The 15,415-nt window shown below is 71.0% G+C and carries 14 protein-coding genes; 13 read left to right on the top strand and 1 reads right to left on the bottom strand.

Annotated elements, in window-relative coordinates; genetic code table 11:
* Positions 1-121 precede the first annotated feature (121 nt).
* From ACFW16_RS00125 to ACFW16_RS00105, 5 genes are all read left to right on the top strand, one after another.
* Positions 122-1,066 carry a GlxA family transcriptional regulator gene (locus ACFW16_RS00125; RefSeq protein ID WP_380300603.1) on the top strand — a complete coding sequence of 315 codons (945 nt, stop codon included), beginning with the start codon at positions 122-124 and terminating at the stop codon, positions 1,064-1,066.
* A gap of 95 nt (positions 1,067-1,161) precedes the next feature.
* Positions 1,162-2,412, top strand: coding sequence for a sarcosine oxidase subunit beta family protein (locus ACFW16_RS00120; protein ID WP_380300601.1), 1,251 nt, complete (start codon positions 1,162-1,164; stop codon positions 2,410-2,412).
* 10 nt (positions 2,413-2,422) lie between these two features.
* Complete coding sequence (locus ACFW16_RS00115; protein ID WP_380300600.1) at positions 2,423-2,689, top strand: sarcosine oxidase subunit delta; 267 nt, start codon at positions 2,423-2,425, stop codon at positions 2,687-2,689.
* Positions 2,686-5,643, top strand: coding sequence for a sarcosine oxidase subunit alpha family protein (locus ACFW16_RS00110; RefSeq protein WP_380300598.1), 2,958 nt, complete (start codon positions 2,686-2,688; stop codon positions 5,641-5,643). The genes ACFW16_RS00115 and ACFW16_RS00110 overlap by 4 nt, the downstream gene beginning before the upstream one ends.
* Positions 5,636-6,226: a sarcosine oxidase subunit gamma gene (locus ACFW16_RS00105; RefSeq protein WP_380300596.1), complete on the top strand. Its 591-nt coding sequence runs from the start codon at positions 5,636-5,638 to the stop codon at positions 6,224-6,226. Before ACFW16_RS00110 ends, ACFW16_RS00105 begins: the two co-directional genes overlap by 8 nt.
* Here ACFW16_RS00105 and ACFW16_RS00100 read toward each other — a convergent pair.
* Positions 6,223-6,960, bottom strand: a complete 738-nt coding sequence (locus ACFW16_RS00100) for an aspartate/glutamate racemase family protein (protein ID WP_380300594.1) — start codon at positions 6,958-6,960, stop codon at positions 6,223-6,225. The two genes, ACFW16_RS00105 and ACFW16_RS00100, sit on opposite strands and share 4 nt — an antisense overlap.
* Positions 6,961-7,145: 185 nt before the next feature.
* Between ACFW16_RS00100 and ACFW16_RS00095 the strand changes: the two genes are divergently transcribed.
* From ACFW16_RS00095 to glnT, 8 genes are all read left to right on the top strand, one after another.
* Entirely contained in the window at positions 7,146-8,138 is a 993-nt protein-coding gene (locus ACFW16_RS00095; RefSeq protein WP_380300592.1) for a TRAP transporter substrate-binding protein, read from the top strand.
* Positions 8,135-8,692: a TRAP transporter small permease gene (locus ACFW16_RS00090; RefSeq protein WP_380300591.1), complete on the top strand. Its 558-nt coding sequence runs from the start codon at positions 8,135-8,137 to the stop codon at positions 8,690-8,692. The genes ACFW16_RS00095 and ACFW16_RS00090 overlap by 4 nt, the downstream gene beginning before the upstream one ends.
* Before the next feature lie 43 nt (positions 8,693-8,735).
* Positions 8,736-10,028, top strand: coding sequence for a TRAP transporter large permease (locus ACFW16_RS00085; RefSeq protein WP_380300589.1), 1,293 nt, complete (start codon positions 8,736-8,738; stop codon positions 10,026-10,028).
* Between the two features lie 77 nt (positions 10,029-10,105).
* Entirely contained in the window at positions 10,106-10,801 is a 696-nt protein-coding gene (locus ACFW16_RS00080) for a helix-turn-helix domain-containing protein (protein ID WP_380300588.1), read from the top strand.
* Positions 10,802-10,899: 98 nt separating this feature from the next.
* Positions 10,900-11,793, top strand: a complete 894-nt coding sequence (locus ACFW16_RS00075) for a glutamine amidotransferase family protein (protein WP_380300586.1) — start codon at positions 10,900-10,902, stop codon at positions 11,791-11,793.
* Positions 11,793-12,482 carry a protein glxC gene (locus ACFW16_RS00070; RefSeq protein ID WP_380300584.1) on the top strand — a complete coding sequence of 230 codons (690 nt, stop codon included), beginning with the start codon at positions 11,793-11,795 and terminating at the stop codon, positions 12,480-12,482. Before ACFW16_RS00075 ends, ACFW16_RS00070 begins: the two co-directional genes overlap by 1 nt.
* Positions 12,482-13,804, top strand: coding sequence for an FMN-binding glutamate synthase family protein (locus ACFW16_RS00065; RefSeq protein WP_380300582.1), 1,323 nt, complete (start codon positions 12,482-12,484; stop codon positions 13,802-13,804). The genes ACFW16_RS00070 and ACFW16_RS00065 overlap by 1 nt, the downstream gene beginning before the upstream one ends.
* Positions 13,805-13,899: 95 nt before the next feature.
* A complete protein-coding gene (gene glnT / locus ACFW16_RS00060) occupies positions 13,900-15,294 on the top strand; it encodes a type III glutamate--ammonia ligase (protein ID WP_380300580.1) in 1,395 nt (464 codons plus the stop codon).
* Positions 15,295-15,415 lie beyond the last annotated feature (121 nt).

Raw genomic sequence — 15,415 nt, 5'->3', positions numbered from 1 at the left:
ACGTCCCGCTGTCGGAGAGTGAGACGGCGCGGCTCGCCTAGCAAGAAGCATGCAAGCCGAGGCTTGACCCGGAGCAGTTGATCGCGTCCCCTCGCGCGGGCGGCCAGGAAGAGGAATGCGGATGGAGCGGGCGTACACGGTCGGCTTCCTGCTGATCCCGAACTTCCCGCTGATGCCCTATGCCGCGGCGATCGAGCCGCTGCGCGCCGCCAACCTGCTGGGCGGGCAGGACCGCTACCGCTGGCTGCATTTCAGCCCGGACGGGCAGCCGGTGCGCGCCTCCAACGGCATCGCCATCGCGCCGGACCGGCCGCCGGAGGCGGTGGCCGAGGCCGACCTGCTGATGGTCTGCGCCGGCACCGGGGTCGAGGGCTTCGACCATCCGCCGACCCTGGCGCGGCTGCGCGACCTGGCGCGGCACGGCACGGCCCTGGGCGCGGTCTCCGGCGGCCCCTACCTGCTGGCCCGGGCCGGGGTGCTGGACGGCCACCGCTTCACCCTGCACTGGGACCATCACGCCGCCTTCGCCGAAAACTTCCCGGAGCTGGAGCCGAGCGGCCATCTGTTCGAGATCGACCGCGGCCGGCTGACCTGCTCCGGCGGCATCGCGGCACTCGATTTGATGCATGCCCTGATCGGCCGGCGCGACGGCCCGGCGCTGGCCGCCGCCGTAGCCGACTGGTTCATGCACACCCAGCTGCGCCATGGCGACGACCCGCAGCGGCTGGACCCGCGCCGGCGCTTCGGCGTCAGCCATCCCGGCCTCCTGGCCGCGCTGTCGACGATGGAGCAGCGGATCGAGGAGCCGCTGTCGCGGCCGGAGCTGGCGGAGATCGCCGGCCTGTCGCTGCGGCAGCTCGAACGGCTGTTCCGCGCCCGGCTCGGCCGCAGCCTGGCGGAGCATTACCTCGACCTGCGGCTGCGGGCGGCGCGGCGGCATCTGCGCCAGACCACGCTGTCGGTGACCGAGGTGGCGCTGGCCTGCGGTTTCGTCAGCGCCAGCCATTTCTCGCGCAGCTACCGCACCCGCTTCGGCCATCCTCCGGCGAAGGAGCGGGAAGGCTGAGCCGCTTGTCCCGTTGGGACATGCCGATGGCGCGCTGAGGCAAAACGCGATTCGAGCCTGCCGGATACTGCAGGCGATCCAAAGCCGGAGGCCGCGTGCGCTATTCGATCTTCTCGGTGCTGGGCCAGGCCCTCAGGGGCCAGAAGGGCTGGACGCCGGCCTGGCGCGACGCCGCGCCGAAGCCGGACTACGACGTCATCATCGTCGGCGGCGGCGGGCACGGCCTGGCCACGGCCCATTACCTGGCCAAGGAGCACGGCATCACCCGCGTCGCGGTGCTGGAGAAGGGCTGGATCGGCGGCGGCAATGTCGGCCGCAACACCACCATCATCCGCTCCAACTACCTGCTGCCCGGCAACATCCCGTTCTACGAATGGTCGATGAAGCTGTGGGAGGGGCTGGAGCAGGACCTGAACTACAACGCCATGGTCAGCCAGCGCGGCGTGTTGAACCTGTTCCATTCCGACGCCCAGCGCGACGCCTATGCCCGGCGCGGCAACGCCATGCGGCTGCACGGCGTCGATGCCGAGCTGCTCGACCGCGAGCAGGTGCGGGCGCTGGTGCCGCTGCTCGACTTCGACAATGCCCGCTTCCCGATCCAGGGCGGCCTGCTGCAGCGCCGCGGCGGCACGGTGCGGCACGATGCCGTCGCCTGGGGCTATGCCCGCGCCGCCGATGCCCACGGCGTCGACATCATCCAGAACTGCGAGGTCACCGGCATTGCGGTCGAGGACGGCGCCGTGGTCGGGGTCGAGACCAGTCGCGGCCGCATCCGCGCCGGCAAGGTCGGGCTGGCCTGCGCCGGCAACTCCTCCCGCGTCGCGGCCCTCGCCGGGCTCAAGCTGCCGATCGAGAGCCATGTGCTGCAGGCCTTCGTGTCGGAAGGGCTGAAGCCGCTGGTCGACGGCGTCATCACCTTCGGCGCCGGGCATTTCTACGTCAGCCAGTCCGACAAGGGCGGCCTCGTCTTCGGCGGCGACATCGACGGCTACAACTCCTACGCCCAGCGCGGCAACCTCCCCGTGGTCGAGGACGTGGTCGAAGGCGGCCTCGCGATCCTGCCGGCGCTCGGCCGGCTGCGCCTCTTGCGGCAATGGGGCGGGCTGATGGACATGTCGATGGACGGCAGCCCGATCATCGACAAGACGCCGGTCCGCGGCCTCTACCTCAACGCCGGCTGGTGCTATGGCGGGTTCAAGGCGACGCCGGCCTCCGGCTGGTGCTTCGCCCACACCATCGCCCATGACGCGCCGCATGCGCTGAACGCGGCCTATCGGCTGGACCGCTTCGCCACCGGCCACCTGATCGACGAGAAGGGTGTCGGCGCCCAGCCGAACCTGCACTGAGGACACGAGCATGCGGATCCCCTGTCCCCATTGCGGCGAGCGCGCGGCGGAGGAGTTCAGCTATCTCGGCGACGCCACGGTGCAGCGGCCGGCGCCCGACGCCGGCATCGATGCCTTCGTCGACTACGCCTATCGCCGCGACAACCCGGCCGGGGCGCTGGCCGAATACTGGTATCACGGCGGCGGCTGCCGCTCCTGGCTGGTGGTGACCCGCGACACCCGCGACCACCGCATCCTCGGCGCCGTCGACGCCCGGAGCCGGGGAGGGCAGGTATGAGCGGTTTCCGCCTCCCTTCCGGCGGGCTGATCGACCGCTCGGCGACGCTGCACTTCCGCTTCGACGGGCGCGAGCTCGCGGGCCATCCGGGCGATACCCTGGCTTCGGCCCTGCTGGCCAACGGCGTCGGATTGACCGGACGGTCGTTCAAGTATCACCGCCCGCGCGGCATCCTCTCGGCCGGGTCGGAGGAGCCGAACGCGCTGGTCGAGCTGCGCCGCGGCGCGCGGCGGGAGCCGAACAGCCGCGCCACCATGGTCGAGCTGTTCGACGGGCTGGAGGCGGACAGCCAGAACCGCTGGCCGTCGCTCGGCTTCGACCTGATGGCGGTGAACGGGTGGCTGGCCCCGGTCTTCGCCGCCGGCTTCTACTACAAGACCTTCATGTGGCCGGCCCGGTTCTGGGAAAAGGTATACGAGCCGCTGATCCGCCGCGCCGCCGGCCTCGGCCGCGCCGCCACCGCGCCGGACCCGGACCATTACGAGAAGGCGACGATCCACTGCGACGTGCTGGTGGTCGGCGCCGGCCCGGCCGGGCTGGCGGCGGCGCTGGCCGCGGGCCGGTCCGGCGCGCGGGTGATCCTGTGCGACGAGGGCGCCCGGCTCGGCGGCAGCCTGCTGTCCGAACGCCGCACGGTGGGCGACCAGGCGGCGCCGGATTGGGCCGTCGCAGCGGAGGCGGGGCTGGCGAACCTGCCGGAGGTTCAGGTCCTGCGCCGGACCACGGTGTTCTGCGTGTTCGACCACGGCACCTATGGCGCGGTCGAGCGGGTCGGCGACCACCTGCCGGTGCCCGAGCCGCATGCGTCGCGCCAGCGCCTGTGGCGCATCGTGGCGAAGCGCTGCGTGCTGGCGGCGGGCAGCCTGGAGCGGCCGCTGGTGTTCGGCGACAACGACCGGCCGGGCGTGATGCTGGCCGGCGCGGTCCGGACCTATCTCAACCGCTACGCCGTGGCACCGGGCCGCCGCGCCGTGGTCTTCGCCAACAACGACACCGCCGGTGCCGTGGCCGCCGACCTCGCCGCCGCCGGGGTGGCGGTGGAGGCGATCGTCGACGCAAGGCCGGGATCGACGCTGGCGCAGGCCGGCACGCGGCTCCTGGCCGGCGCGGTGGTGACGCGGGCGATCGGCGGCGCGCGCGGCCTGCACGCGGTCGAGGTCCGCGATGCGGCGGGCCGGCCTTCGACGCTGCCCTGCGACCTGCTGGCGATGTCCGGCGGCTTCAGCCCCAACGTCCACCTGACCTCGCATCTCGGCGGCCGTCCCGCCTGGAACGCCGATCTCGCCGCCTTCGTCCCGGGCGACCTCCCCGTTGGCATGACCGTGATCGGCAGCGCCGCCGGGATGTTCGATCTGGCCGGCTGCCTCGCCGGCGGCGGCCGGGCCGGGGCCGAGGCGGCGCGAGATAGCGGCTTCGATGGCGGCACTTTCGACCCACCCGAAACAGCGCCGGAGCCGACCGGCGTCAGCCCCCTCTGGCGGGTCAAGGGCGGCGGCAAGCGCTTCGTCGACCTGCAGAACGACGTCACCGACAAGGACATCGAGCTGGCCGAGCGCGAGGGCTTCCGCGCGGTCGAGCATCTCAAGCGCTACACCACCCTCGGCATGGCGACCGACCAGGGCAAGACCTCGAACGTCAACGCCATCGGCATCATGGCCGAGATCACCGCCCGCGACGTCGAGGCGGTCGGCACCACCCGCTTCCGCCCGCCCTATACCCCGGTGTCGCTGGGCGCCTTCGCCGGCCATGCCCGCGGCCGCGACTTCCGCCCGACAAGGCTGACGCCGTCGCACGACTGGGCGGCGGAGCAGGGGGCGGTGTTCGTCGAGGCCGGGGCCTGGCTGCGCGCCCAGTACTTCCCAAAGCCCGGCGAAAAGGACTGGCTGGAGACGGTCAGCCGCGAGGTGCGGCAGGTCCGCTCCGCCGTCGGCTTCTGCGACGTCTCCACCCTCGGCAAGATCGACCTGCAGGGCGCCGATGCGGCGGAGTTCCTGAACCGGCTGTACATCAACACCTGGACCACCCTGCCGGTCGGCAAGGCGCGCTACGGGCTGATGCTGCGCGAGGACGGCATCGTCATGGATGACGGCACCACCTCGCGGCTGGCCGACGACCGGTTCCTGGTCACCACCACCACGGCCAATGCCGCGAAGGTGTTTCAGCACATGGAGTTCTGCCACCAATGCCTGTGGCCGGAGCTCGACGTGCAGTTCGCCTCGGTCAGCGACCAATGGGCACAATTCTCGGTGGCCGGACCCCAGGCCCGCGCGCTGCTGGCCCGGATCGTCGATGCGCCCTTCGACATCGGCAACGAGGCCTTCCCCTATCTCGCCGCGGCGGAGCTGACGGTCTGCGGCGGCGTCGCCGCGCGGCTGTTCCGCATCTCCTTCTCCGGCGAGCTGGCCTATGAGGTCGCGGTGCCGGCGCGCTACGGCGACGCGCTGGTGCGCCGGCTGATGCAGGCGGGCGCCGATCTCGACGTCGTCCCCTACGGCACCGAGGCGCTGGGCGTGATGCGGATCGAGAAGGGCCATGCCGCCGGCAACGAGCTGAACGGCCAGACCACCGCCGCCGATCTCGGCCTCGGCCGGATGATGTCGACGAAGAAGGACTATATCGGCCGGGTCCTGGCCGGGCGGCCGGGGCTGGCGGACCCGTCGCGGCCGGCCCTGGTCGGCTTCCGCCCGGTCGACCGGGCGCGGCGGCTCAGGGCCGGGGCGCATTTCATCCCGGACGGCGCGGCGGCCACCGCCGCCAACGACCAGGGCCACATGACCTCGGTCGCCTTCTCGCCGGCCCTGGGCCACTGGATCGGGCTCGGCCTGCTGTCCGGCGGCCCGGCGCGGATCGGCGAGACCCTCCGCGCCTGCGACCCGGTGCGCGGCGAGGAGGTGGCGGTCGAGGTGGTGTCGCCCGTGTTCCACGACCCGGAAGGGGAGCGCCTGCGTGCCTGACCTCACCCCCCGCTCCGCCTTCATCGGCCTCCCCGGCCGGTCCGGCCGCACCGAGGGCGAGCCCGGCGTCATTGTTCGCCCGCGCGACGATTTCACGATGGCGAAGCTGATCGCCCGCAAGAGCCGGGCCGGTGATCTCGCCGCCGCGATCCGCGCCCGTTATGGCCTGGATTTGCCGACAACGCCGAAGCGGGTGGCGCAGGGCGGCCTCGCCGTCATCTGGTCCGGCCCCGGCCAATGGCTGGCGGTGGCCGAGGACGGCCGCGACCTTGCGCGCGAGCTTTCGGACGCCATCGGCGCCTTCGCGGCCGTGAGCGACCAGAGCGACGGCCTCGCCGTGCTGCGCGTTTCCGGCCCGCGCGCCCGCGACGCGCTGATCAAGGGCGTCGGCCTCGACCTGCATCCGCGCGCCTTCGCCCCGGGCGACGCCGCGGTGACCATGATCGCCCATATCGGCGCCCAGCTCTGGCAGCTCGACGACCGGCCGAGCTACGAGGTCGCAATCTATCGCAGCTTCGCCGGCAGCCTCTGGCGCTGGCTCGAAGCCTCGGCGGCGGAGTTCGGCTGCACGGTCGAAACCTAAGGCCGCACGTCGTCCAGCCGGGTATCGAAGCGGCGCGGCAGGACCGCGGCGTGGAGCCAGGAGACCAGGGTGTGGATCGAGAACACCGGCAGCCCCGTGGCGCGGCGGATATCGGCGGCGTAGGGGATCATGTTGGTGCATTCGAGCACGATGGCGCCGAGATCCGGATGCGCCGCGGCCAAGGCGAGCGCCGCCTCGACATTGTCGGCCCGTGCCGCCTCGACATCCAGCTCCGGCTCGTTGCCGAGGATGGCGCGGGTGAATTCGCGCCCGCCCTCGGTGCCCATCACCGGCGTCGACGGATCGACGCCCGCGGCCCGCAGATGGTCCTCGGTCAGGGCCGCGCGCGAGATGGTCAGGATGCCGACGCGGCGCGACGGCGGCAGGGTCCGCTGTATCAGCGGCACCTGCATCAGCGAGGAGGTGGCGACCGGCACGCCGACCGCGGCGGCGATCTCGTCCTGGAACAGGGACAGGAAACCGCAATTGGTGGTGATGGCGTCGGCGCCGTGGCGAACCAGGTCATGCGCCGCGGCAATGAAGGCGGGCAGCAGACCCTCGGCCCGCCGGCGCACCACCCGGTCGGGCGAGGCGTCGGGCACGACCCGGTACTGCACCGGGAACGGCCAGGTCAGGCCGTTGCCCATGTCGCCCGGCACGCGCGGGAAGCGCGCCTCGAGCATCAGGATGCCGATGCAGGCGCCGTACACCGCCTTGCCGCCCCGCTCCGTCATTCCGCCGTCTCCGTCGTCGCCACGCCGCCTCGCACGCCGAGGACGCGATCGTTTCGAGTAGGAACGAATTTGCTTCCGTTCGAAACCTGAATCACCGCTAAGGTTTCAATAGGACGTCCGACCATCGGCGACCTCGTCATCGAGCGGGGCGGCGGACCGTCAACAAACCGGACAGGGGGACGAGAATGGGGGCGCATCGTCGCGGATTCGGGATTCGGCTTGCGGCCTTCGGCGCCGCCGTCGTGCTGACGGCCGGCCCGGCCATGGCCGAGACCTGGGACATGCCCACGGCCTATACCGAGAGCAACTTCCACACCGGCACGGCGCAGGCCTTCGCCGCCTGCGTCAAGGAGGCGACGGCCGGGGCGATCGACATCGTCGTCCACCCCTCCGGCTCGCTGTTCAAGGGCAACGACATCAAGCGCGCGGTGCAGACCGGCCAGGCGCCGATCGGCGAAAGGCTGATCTCCGCCCATCAGAACGAGAACCCGATCTTCGGCGTCGACTCGATCCCGTTCCTCGTCGGCTCCTTCGCGGATTCGACGAAGCTCTGGCGGGTGACCAAGCCGGTGGTCGAGAAGATCCTGGACGGCGAGAACCTGGTGCTCCTCTATTCCGTGCCCTGGCCGCCGCAGGGGCTCTATTTCAAGAAGGCGGTCACGTCGAACGCCGACATCAAGGGCCTGAAGTTCCGCGCCTACAACGCCGCCACCGCCCGCTTCGCCGAGCTGGCCGGCCTGAACCCGGTGCAGATCGAGGAGGCGGAGCTGCCGCAGGCGCTGGCCACCGGCGTGGTCGAATCCTTCCTGTCCTCCGGCGCAACCGGCTATGACCGCAAGGTGTGGGAGCAGCTGTCGAACTTCTACACGGTCGATGCCTGGCTGCCCCGCAACTATGTCTTCGCCAATAAGGACACTTGGGACGGGCTGGACGACGCCACCCGCGCCGGCATCCGCGGCTGCGCCTCCCTCGCCGAATATGCGGGCTACTGGCGGGCGGTGCAGTACACCGACTTCACCGTCGGGCAGCTCGCCGCCAACGGCATGAAAGTCGAGAAGCCGGGGGATTCCTGGCGGGCCGAGCTCTTGAAGATCGGCGACACCATGACCCAGGAATGGCTGGCCAAGGCCGGTCCGGAGGGCCAGGCGATCGTCGACGCCTACAAGGCCGCGAAGTGACGGCGCAGCCGACGGCCGCCCGGCCGGCCTCGGCGGGCCGCATCCTCCGGCGCCTGCTCGACGCGCTGTATCTCGCGGCGGGGATGCTGGCCGCGCTGTCCCTGCTGGCGCTGCTGGTGGTCATCGTCGCGGTGATGGCGGCGCGCTGGCTCGGGCTGCAGTTCGGCGGCGGCACCGAATACGCCTCCTATCTGCTGGCGTCGTCGTCGTTCCTGGCGCTGGCCCTGGCGCTGCGGCGCGGCGCCCATATCCGGGTCGGGCTGCTGCTCGCCGCGCTCGGGTCCCGGCGGCGCTGGGGCGAGCTCTGGTGCTGGGCCATCGGCTCGGCGCTCGGCTGCTACTTCGCCTGGTATTCGGTCGCGATGGTGCGCTGGTCCTACAAGCTGCACGACGTCAGCCAGGGCCAGGATGCGACGCCGTTGTGGATCCCGCAGCTGGCCATGGCGGCCGGCGCCGTGATCTTCGCGATCGCGATGCTCGACGGGCTGGTCTCCCTGCTCCTCACCGGCAGCGCCGGGGTCCAGGAGGGCGAGGAAAGCCAGCGCGAGATCTGATCGTCCGACTGAGACCATCACCTCCGGAGACCGGGCCGAGGCCATGGACCAAATCACCGCCACCGCCATCCTGCTCCTCGCGCTGTTCCTGCTGCTCGGCTCCGGCGTCTGGATCGGCCTCGGGCTGCTCGGCGTCGCCTATATCGGCATGGAGCTGTTCACCAGCCGCGCGGCCGGGCCCGCGCTCGCGACCACGATCTGGAGCTCGGCCGCCAGCTGGTCGCTGACCGCCCTGCCGCTGTTCATCTGGATGGGCGAGATCCTGTTCCGCACCCGGCTGTCGGAAAGCCTGTTCCGCGGCCTGTCGCCCTGGCTGGCGCGGCTGCCGGGGCGGCTTCTGCACACCAACATCGTCGGCTGCACCGTCTTCGCCGCGGTCTCCGGTTCCTCCGCCGCCACGCTGATGACGGTCGGCCGCATGTCGATCCCGGAGCTGCGACGCCGCGGCTATCCCGAGCGGATGATCATCGGCACCCTGGCCGGCGCGGCCACGCTGGGGCTGATGATCCCGCCGTCGCTGACGCTGATCGTCTACGGCGTCTCGATCAACGAATCGATCTCCAAGCTGTTCATCGCCGGCGTGATCCCGGGCCTCGTCCTGGCCGGCATGTTCACGCTCTACGTCGTCGGCTGGGGGCTCTTGCGCCCCGGCGAGGTGCCGGCCGAGCCGCGCACCAGCTTCGTCGAGAAGATCCGCGAGGGGCGGCACCTGCTGCCGGTCGTCCTCCTCGTCCTCCTGGTCATCGGGTCGATGTACTCCGGCGCCGCGACCGCGACCGAGGCCGCGGCCTTCGGCGTGCTCGGCGCGCTCGGCGTCGCCGCCTGGCAGAAGACGCTGAGCTGGCGCAGCTTCATCGAGGGGCTGGAGAGCGCGACCGTGATCTCCGCCATGATCGCCCTGATCCTGGCGGGGTCGGCCTGCCTGTCGCTGGCCATGGGCTTCACCGGCCTGCCGCGCAATCTGGCCGTCTGGATCCAGGGCCTGGGCCTGTCGCCGACCGAGCTGATCCTGGCGCTGCTGGTGTTCTACATCATTCTCGGCTGCTTCCTGGACGGCATCTCCTCCGTCGTCCTGACCATGGCGATCGTCGAGCCGATGATCCGCCAGGCCGGGATCGACGTGATCTGGTTCGGCATCTTCGTCGTCGTCGTGGTCGAGATGGCGCAGATCACACCGCCGGTCGGGTTCAACCTGTTCGTGCTGCAGGGCATGACCCGGCACGGGCTGGGGACGATCGCGCGCGCGGCGCTGCCGATGTTCTTCATCATGGTGCTGATGGTGTTCGTGCTGATGGGCTTCCCCGGCCTCGCCACCTATCTGCCGTCGCATATGTGACCGGCTGGACGCGGCGCGGTCCGCTTGCGATGCTGTAACGCCATGGCGGACCAAGGTCCCGCGTAGAGAGAGCGAACATGGCGAAGACAGCGACGCGGGCCAGGGCGCCCCGGGCGGACGGCAAGCCCCGCGCCATTCCCGGGACGGCGACACCGGCCGAGGACGCGCCGCTGGCCACCGGCTCGAACGCGCCGGCGACGCAGCCGCTGTCGCTCGAAGCGGCGATCGGGCGCAAGATCCGCACCCTGCGCCAGCGGCTGCAGATCACCGCCGCCGAGCTCGCCGCCGAGGCCGGGCTGTCGCCGGGCATGCTGTCGAAGATCGAGAACGGGGGCATCTCGCCCTCGCTGTCGACGCTGCAGGCGCTGGCGCGGGCGCTGAACGCCCCGCTGACCAGCTTCTTCGCCGATTTCGAGGAGCGGCGCGACTGCTCCTACGTCCGGGCCGGGCAGGGGGTGGCGATCGAGCGCCGCGGCACCAAGGCCGGGCATCGATACGAGCTGCTGGGCCATTCGCTGTCGGGCGACATCGTCTGCGAGCCGTACCTGATCACCCTGTCGGAGACGGCCGAGCCCTACGCGATGTTCCAGCACGAGGGCATCGAGTTCATCTACATGCTCAGCGGCCGGCTGACCTACCGCCACGCCGACAAGGTCTATCCGATGGGGCCGGGCGACGCCCTGTTCTTCGACGCCGCGGCCCCGCACGGGCCGGAGGAGCTGATCGAGCGGCCGATGACCTATCTCTCGATCATCATCTATCCGCGGGAATGAGTTTCCTGTCAGGAAAATTGATTTCTTCGTAGTTGACGGCCAGGAGGCCGGCGCCGTAGCATCCGTTCATCGGATATGACGGATGAAGGGTGCGGCCCATGTGCGGCATCGTCGGACTGTTCCTGAAGGACCGGACGCTGGAGCCCGCCTTGGGCGAGCTGACCGCCGGCATGCTCGCCACCATGTGCGACCGCGGCCCGGACAGCGCCGGCTTCGCCGTCTATGGCGACGCCGCGCCGGGCCGGATCAAGCTGACCCTGCGCGGTCCGGCCGGCACCGACTTCGAGGACGTCGGCCGCCGGCTTGGAGATGCCGTCCCGGGCGGGGCCGCGATCGAGATCCGCGACACCCATGCCGTCGTCGGCGTCGAGGCGGGGCAGGCCGATGCGGCAATCGCCTGGCTCGGCCGCGAAGCGCCGGAGATCGACCTGGTCGGCCGCGGCCGCCGCATGGAGCTGTACAAGGAGGTCGGCTGGCCGGAGCGGGTGGCGGAGCGCTTCGGCCTCGCCGCCATGCGCGGCAGCCACGCCATCGGCCACACCCGCATGGCCACGGAATCGGCGGTGACCACCGACGGCGCCCATCCTTATTCCACCGGCGCCGATCAATGCCTGGTGCACAACGGCTCGCTGTCCAACCACAACGGCGTCCGCCGCAACCTGCGGCGCGAGGGCATCGGCTTCGAGACCGAGAACGACACCGAGGTCGCCGCCGGCTACCTGACCTGGCGGATGCGCACCGGCATGTCGCTGGGCGAGGCGCTGCAGGCCGGCCTGGCCGATCTCGACGGCTTCTACACCTTCGTGGTCGGCACCGAGACCGGCTTCGGCGTGCTGCGCGACGGCATCGCCTGCAAGCCGGCGATCATGGCCGAGACCGACCGCTACGTCGCCTTCGGCTCGGAGTACCGGGCGCTGGCCGACCTGCCCGGCATCGGCGCCGCAAGGCTGTGGGAGCCGGAACCCGCCACCGTCTATTTCTGGGAGCGCTGATGCCCGTCATCGATCTCCGGGCCACGCCGCTGCGCGAGCTGAACGCCGCCCTGCACCGGCTGTCGCCCGACACCAACGAGACCCATTGGACGGTGACCAACCCGGACGGGCGGCACGCCGTCGCGGTCGGGCTGGACGCACCGGTGACGGTCGAGGTGCAGGGGCCGGTCGGCTACTACTGCGCCGGCATGAACAGCCGAGCGACGGTGCTGGTGCACGGCAATGCCGGCACCGGCGTGGCCGAAAACATCATGTCCGGCCTGGTCCATGTCCGCGGTGACGCCAGCCAGTCGGCCGGCGCCACCGGCCGCGGCGGCCTGCTGCGCATCGACGGCAACGCCTCGGCACGCTGCGGCATCTCGATGAAGGGCGTCGACATCGTGGTCGGCGGCTCGGTCGGGCACATGAGCGCCTTCATGGCCCAGGCCGGCACGCTGGTGGTGTTCGGCGACGCCGGCGAGGCGCTGGGGGATTCGATCTACGAGGCCAGGCTCTATGTCCGCGGCAGCGTGAAGAGCCTGGGCGCCGACTGCGTCGAGAAGCCGGTCGAGGACCGCCACCGGCAGCAGCTGCACGCGCTGCTGCGCCGTGCCGGTTTCGACGGCGAGGTCGACCCGTCGGAGTTCCGGCGCTACGGCTCGGCCCGGCAGCTCTATCATTTCCACACCGACAATGCGGGGGCCTATTGATGGACCAGCACCGGCCCCGCACCGTGCCGCGGCCCTCCGCGACCTTCGACGACTACACCCTGTCGGAGATCCGCCGCGCCGCCGCCACCGGCATCTACGACATCCGCGGCTTCGGCGCCAAGCGGCGGCTGCCGCATTTCGACGACCTGCTGTTCCTCGGCGCCTCGATCAGCCGATACCCGCTCGAAGGCTACCGCGAGAGATGCGGCACCGATGTCTGGCTCGGCACCCGCCATGCCCAGAAGCCGATCCATCTGAAGATCCCGGTGACGATCGCGGGGATGAGCTTCGGCGCGCTGTCCGGACCGGCCAAGGAGGCGCTGGGTCGCGGCGCCACGATCATGGGCACCTCCACCACCACCGGCGACGGCGGCATGACGCGGGAGGAGCGGGGCCATTCCGAGACCCTGGTCTATCAGCTGCTGCCGTCGCGCTACGGCATGAACCCGGACGACCTGCGGGCGGCGGATGCGGTCGAGATCGTGATCGGCCAGGGCGCCAAGCCGGGCGGCGGCGGCATGCTCCTGGGCCAGAAGATCTCCGAGCGCGTCGCCGGCATGCGCACCCTGCCGGCCGGGATCGACCAGCGCTCCGCCTGCCGGCACCCGGACTGGACCGGGCCGGACGACCTGGAGATCAAGATCGAGGAGATCCGCGAGATCACCGACTGGCAGAAGCCGATCTACGTCAAGGTCGGTGCCTCGCGGCCGTATTACGACACGGCGCTGGCGGTGAAGTCCGGGGCCGACGTCGTGGTGCTGGACGGCATGCAGGGCGGGACCGCGGCGACGCAGGAGGTGTTCATCGAGAATGTCGGCCTGCCGATCCTGGCGGCGATCCGGCCGGCGGTGAAGGCGCTGCAGGACCTCGGGCTGCACCGCAAGGTGCAGCTGATCGTCTCCGGCGGCATCCGCAACGGCGCCGACGTCGCCAAGGCGCTGGCGCTGGGCGCCGATGCGGTCGCCATCGGCACCGCCGCCCTGATCGCGCTGGGCGACAACGACCCGGCCTTCGCCGCGGAGTATGCGGCGCTGGGCACGGTCCCCGGCTGCTACGACGACTGGCAGGACGGGCGCGACCCGGCCGGCATCACCACCCAGGACCCCGATCTGGCGGCGCGGTTCGACCCGGTGCTGGGCGGCCGCCGCCTGGCCAACTACCTGTCGGTGCTGACGCTGGAGGCCCAGACCATCGCCCGGGCCTGCGGCAAGTCGCATCTGCACAATCTGGAGCCCGAGGACCTGGTCGCGCTGACGGTCGAGGCGGCGGCGATGGCGCAGGTGCCGCTGGCGGGCACCAGCTGGATCCCCGGCAGCGGCTGAGGCCCGGCCCGACGGCGCGGGACAGGGAGGAGCAACATCGATTTCCCCGCAAGACCGGCCCGGCCGGCACCGGGGCACCAAACGGGAGCAGCAGCATGTCGGATCTGGTTCTGGAGGCGCGGCAGGGTGACGGGACGGAGGGCGCGCGGCCCCGGCGCGGGCGGCGCAGGGCGGAGGAGGCGGGGCCGGCGGTCGACCTGCTGGCCGAGGCGCGGAAGCGGGGCATCCGCTACTTCCTGATCTCCTATGTCGACCTGTTCGGCGTCATGCGCGCCAAGCTGGTGCCGGCCGAGGCGATCACGGCGATGGCGAAGAACGGCGCCGGCTTCGCCGGTTTCGCCAGCTGGCTCGACCTCACCCCGGCCGATCCGGACCTGTTCGCCGTCCCCGATCCGACGAGCCTGATCCAGATGCCGTGGAAGAAGGAGGTCGGCTGGCTGGCGGCGGACCTGTACATGCATGGCAAGCCGCTGGAGCAGGCGCCGCGCGCCGTGCTGAAGCGCGTGGTCGCCGCCGCGGCCGGGCAGGGCTACGCGATGAAGACCGGCGTCGAATGCGAGTTCTTCCTGCTGACGGCGGACGGTGGTGCGATCGGCGACGGCGCCGACACCGCGGCCAAGCCCTGCTACGACCAGCTCGCCTTGATGCGGCGCTACGAGGTCATCACCGAGATCTGCGACGGCATGCTCGAGCTCGGCTGGCTGCCCTACCAGAACGACCACGAGGACGGGAACGGCCAGTTCGAGATGAACTGGAGCTATGACGACGTCCTGGTCACGGCCGACCGGCACGCCTTCTTCAAATACATGGTCAGGACCATCGCCGAGAAGCACGGGCTGCGCGCCACCTTCATGCCGAAGCCGTTCCTGAACCTGACCGGCAGCGGCTGCCACGCCCATGTCTCGCTGTGGAAGGACGGGCGCAACCTGTTCGAGGATGCGACGGACGGGCTCGGCATCTCCAGGATCGCCTACCAGTTCATCGGCGGCGTGATCCATTCGGCCGAGGCGCTGTGCGCCATCACCAACCCGACCGTGAACTCCTACAAGCGGATCAACGCCCCGGTCACCGTCTCCGGCGCCACCTGGTCGCCGAACACCGTCACCTATGCCGGCAACAACCGCACCCATCTGATCCGGGTGCCGGAGGGCGGGCGCTTCGAGTTCCGCCTCGCCGACGGTGCCGCCAACCCCTACCTGATGCCGGCGGCGCTGCTGGCCGCCGGGCTCGACGGCATCGCGGCGGCGCGCGACCCGGGCAGGCCGCTGGATATCGACATGTACCGGGACGGCCACAAGGCGCCGAAGACCGCCAAGCGCCTGCCGCTCAACCTGCTCGATGCCCTGCGCGGGCTGGACCGGTCGAAGGTCCTGCGCGCCGGCCTCGGCGACGCCCTGGTCGACTCCTATGTCAAGCTGCGGACCAGGGACTGGAACGAGTACAGCCGCCACCTGACGGAGTGGGAGCGGACCAACACTCTCGACTGCTGAGATTCCAGACGTAGGTTGGGTTCGCGACAGCGAACCCAACATCCCGCAGCTCACGCCATCGTTGGGTTCGCATGCGCGGACCCCACCAAACAACCGGCCGGGGGGGCGGCCCCCGGGGGGA

Source organism: Inquilinus sp. NPDC058860, assembly GCF_042743185.1.
Classification (GTDB): domain Bacteria; phylum Pseudomonadota; class Alphaproteobacteria; order DSM-16000; family Inquilinaceae; genus Inquilinus.
The sequence above is the reverse complement of the archived record's forward strand: the minus strand, read 5'-3'. Positions and strand labels throughout refer to the sequence as shown.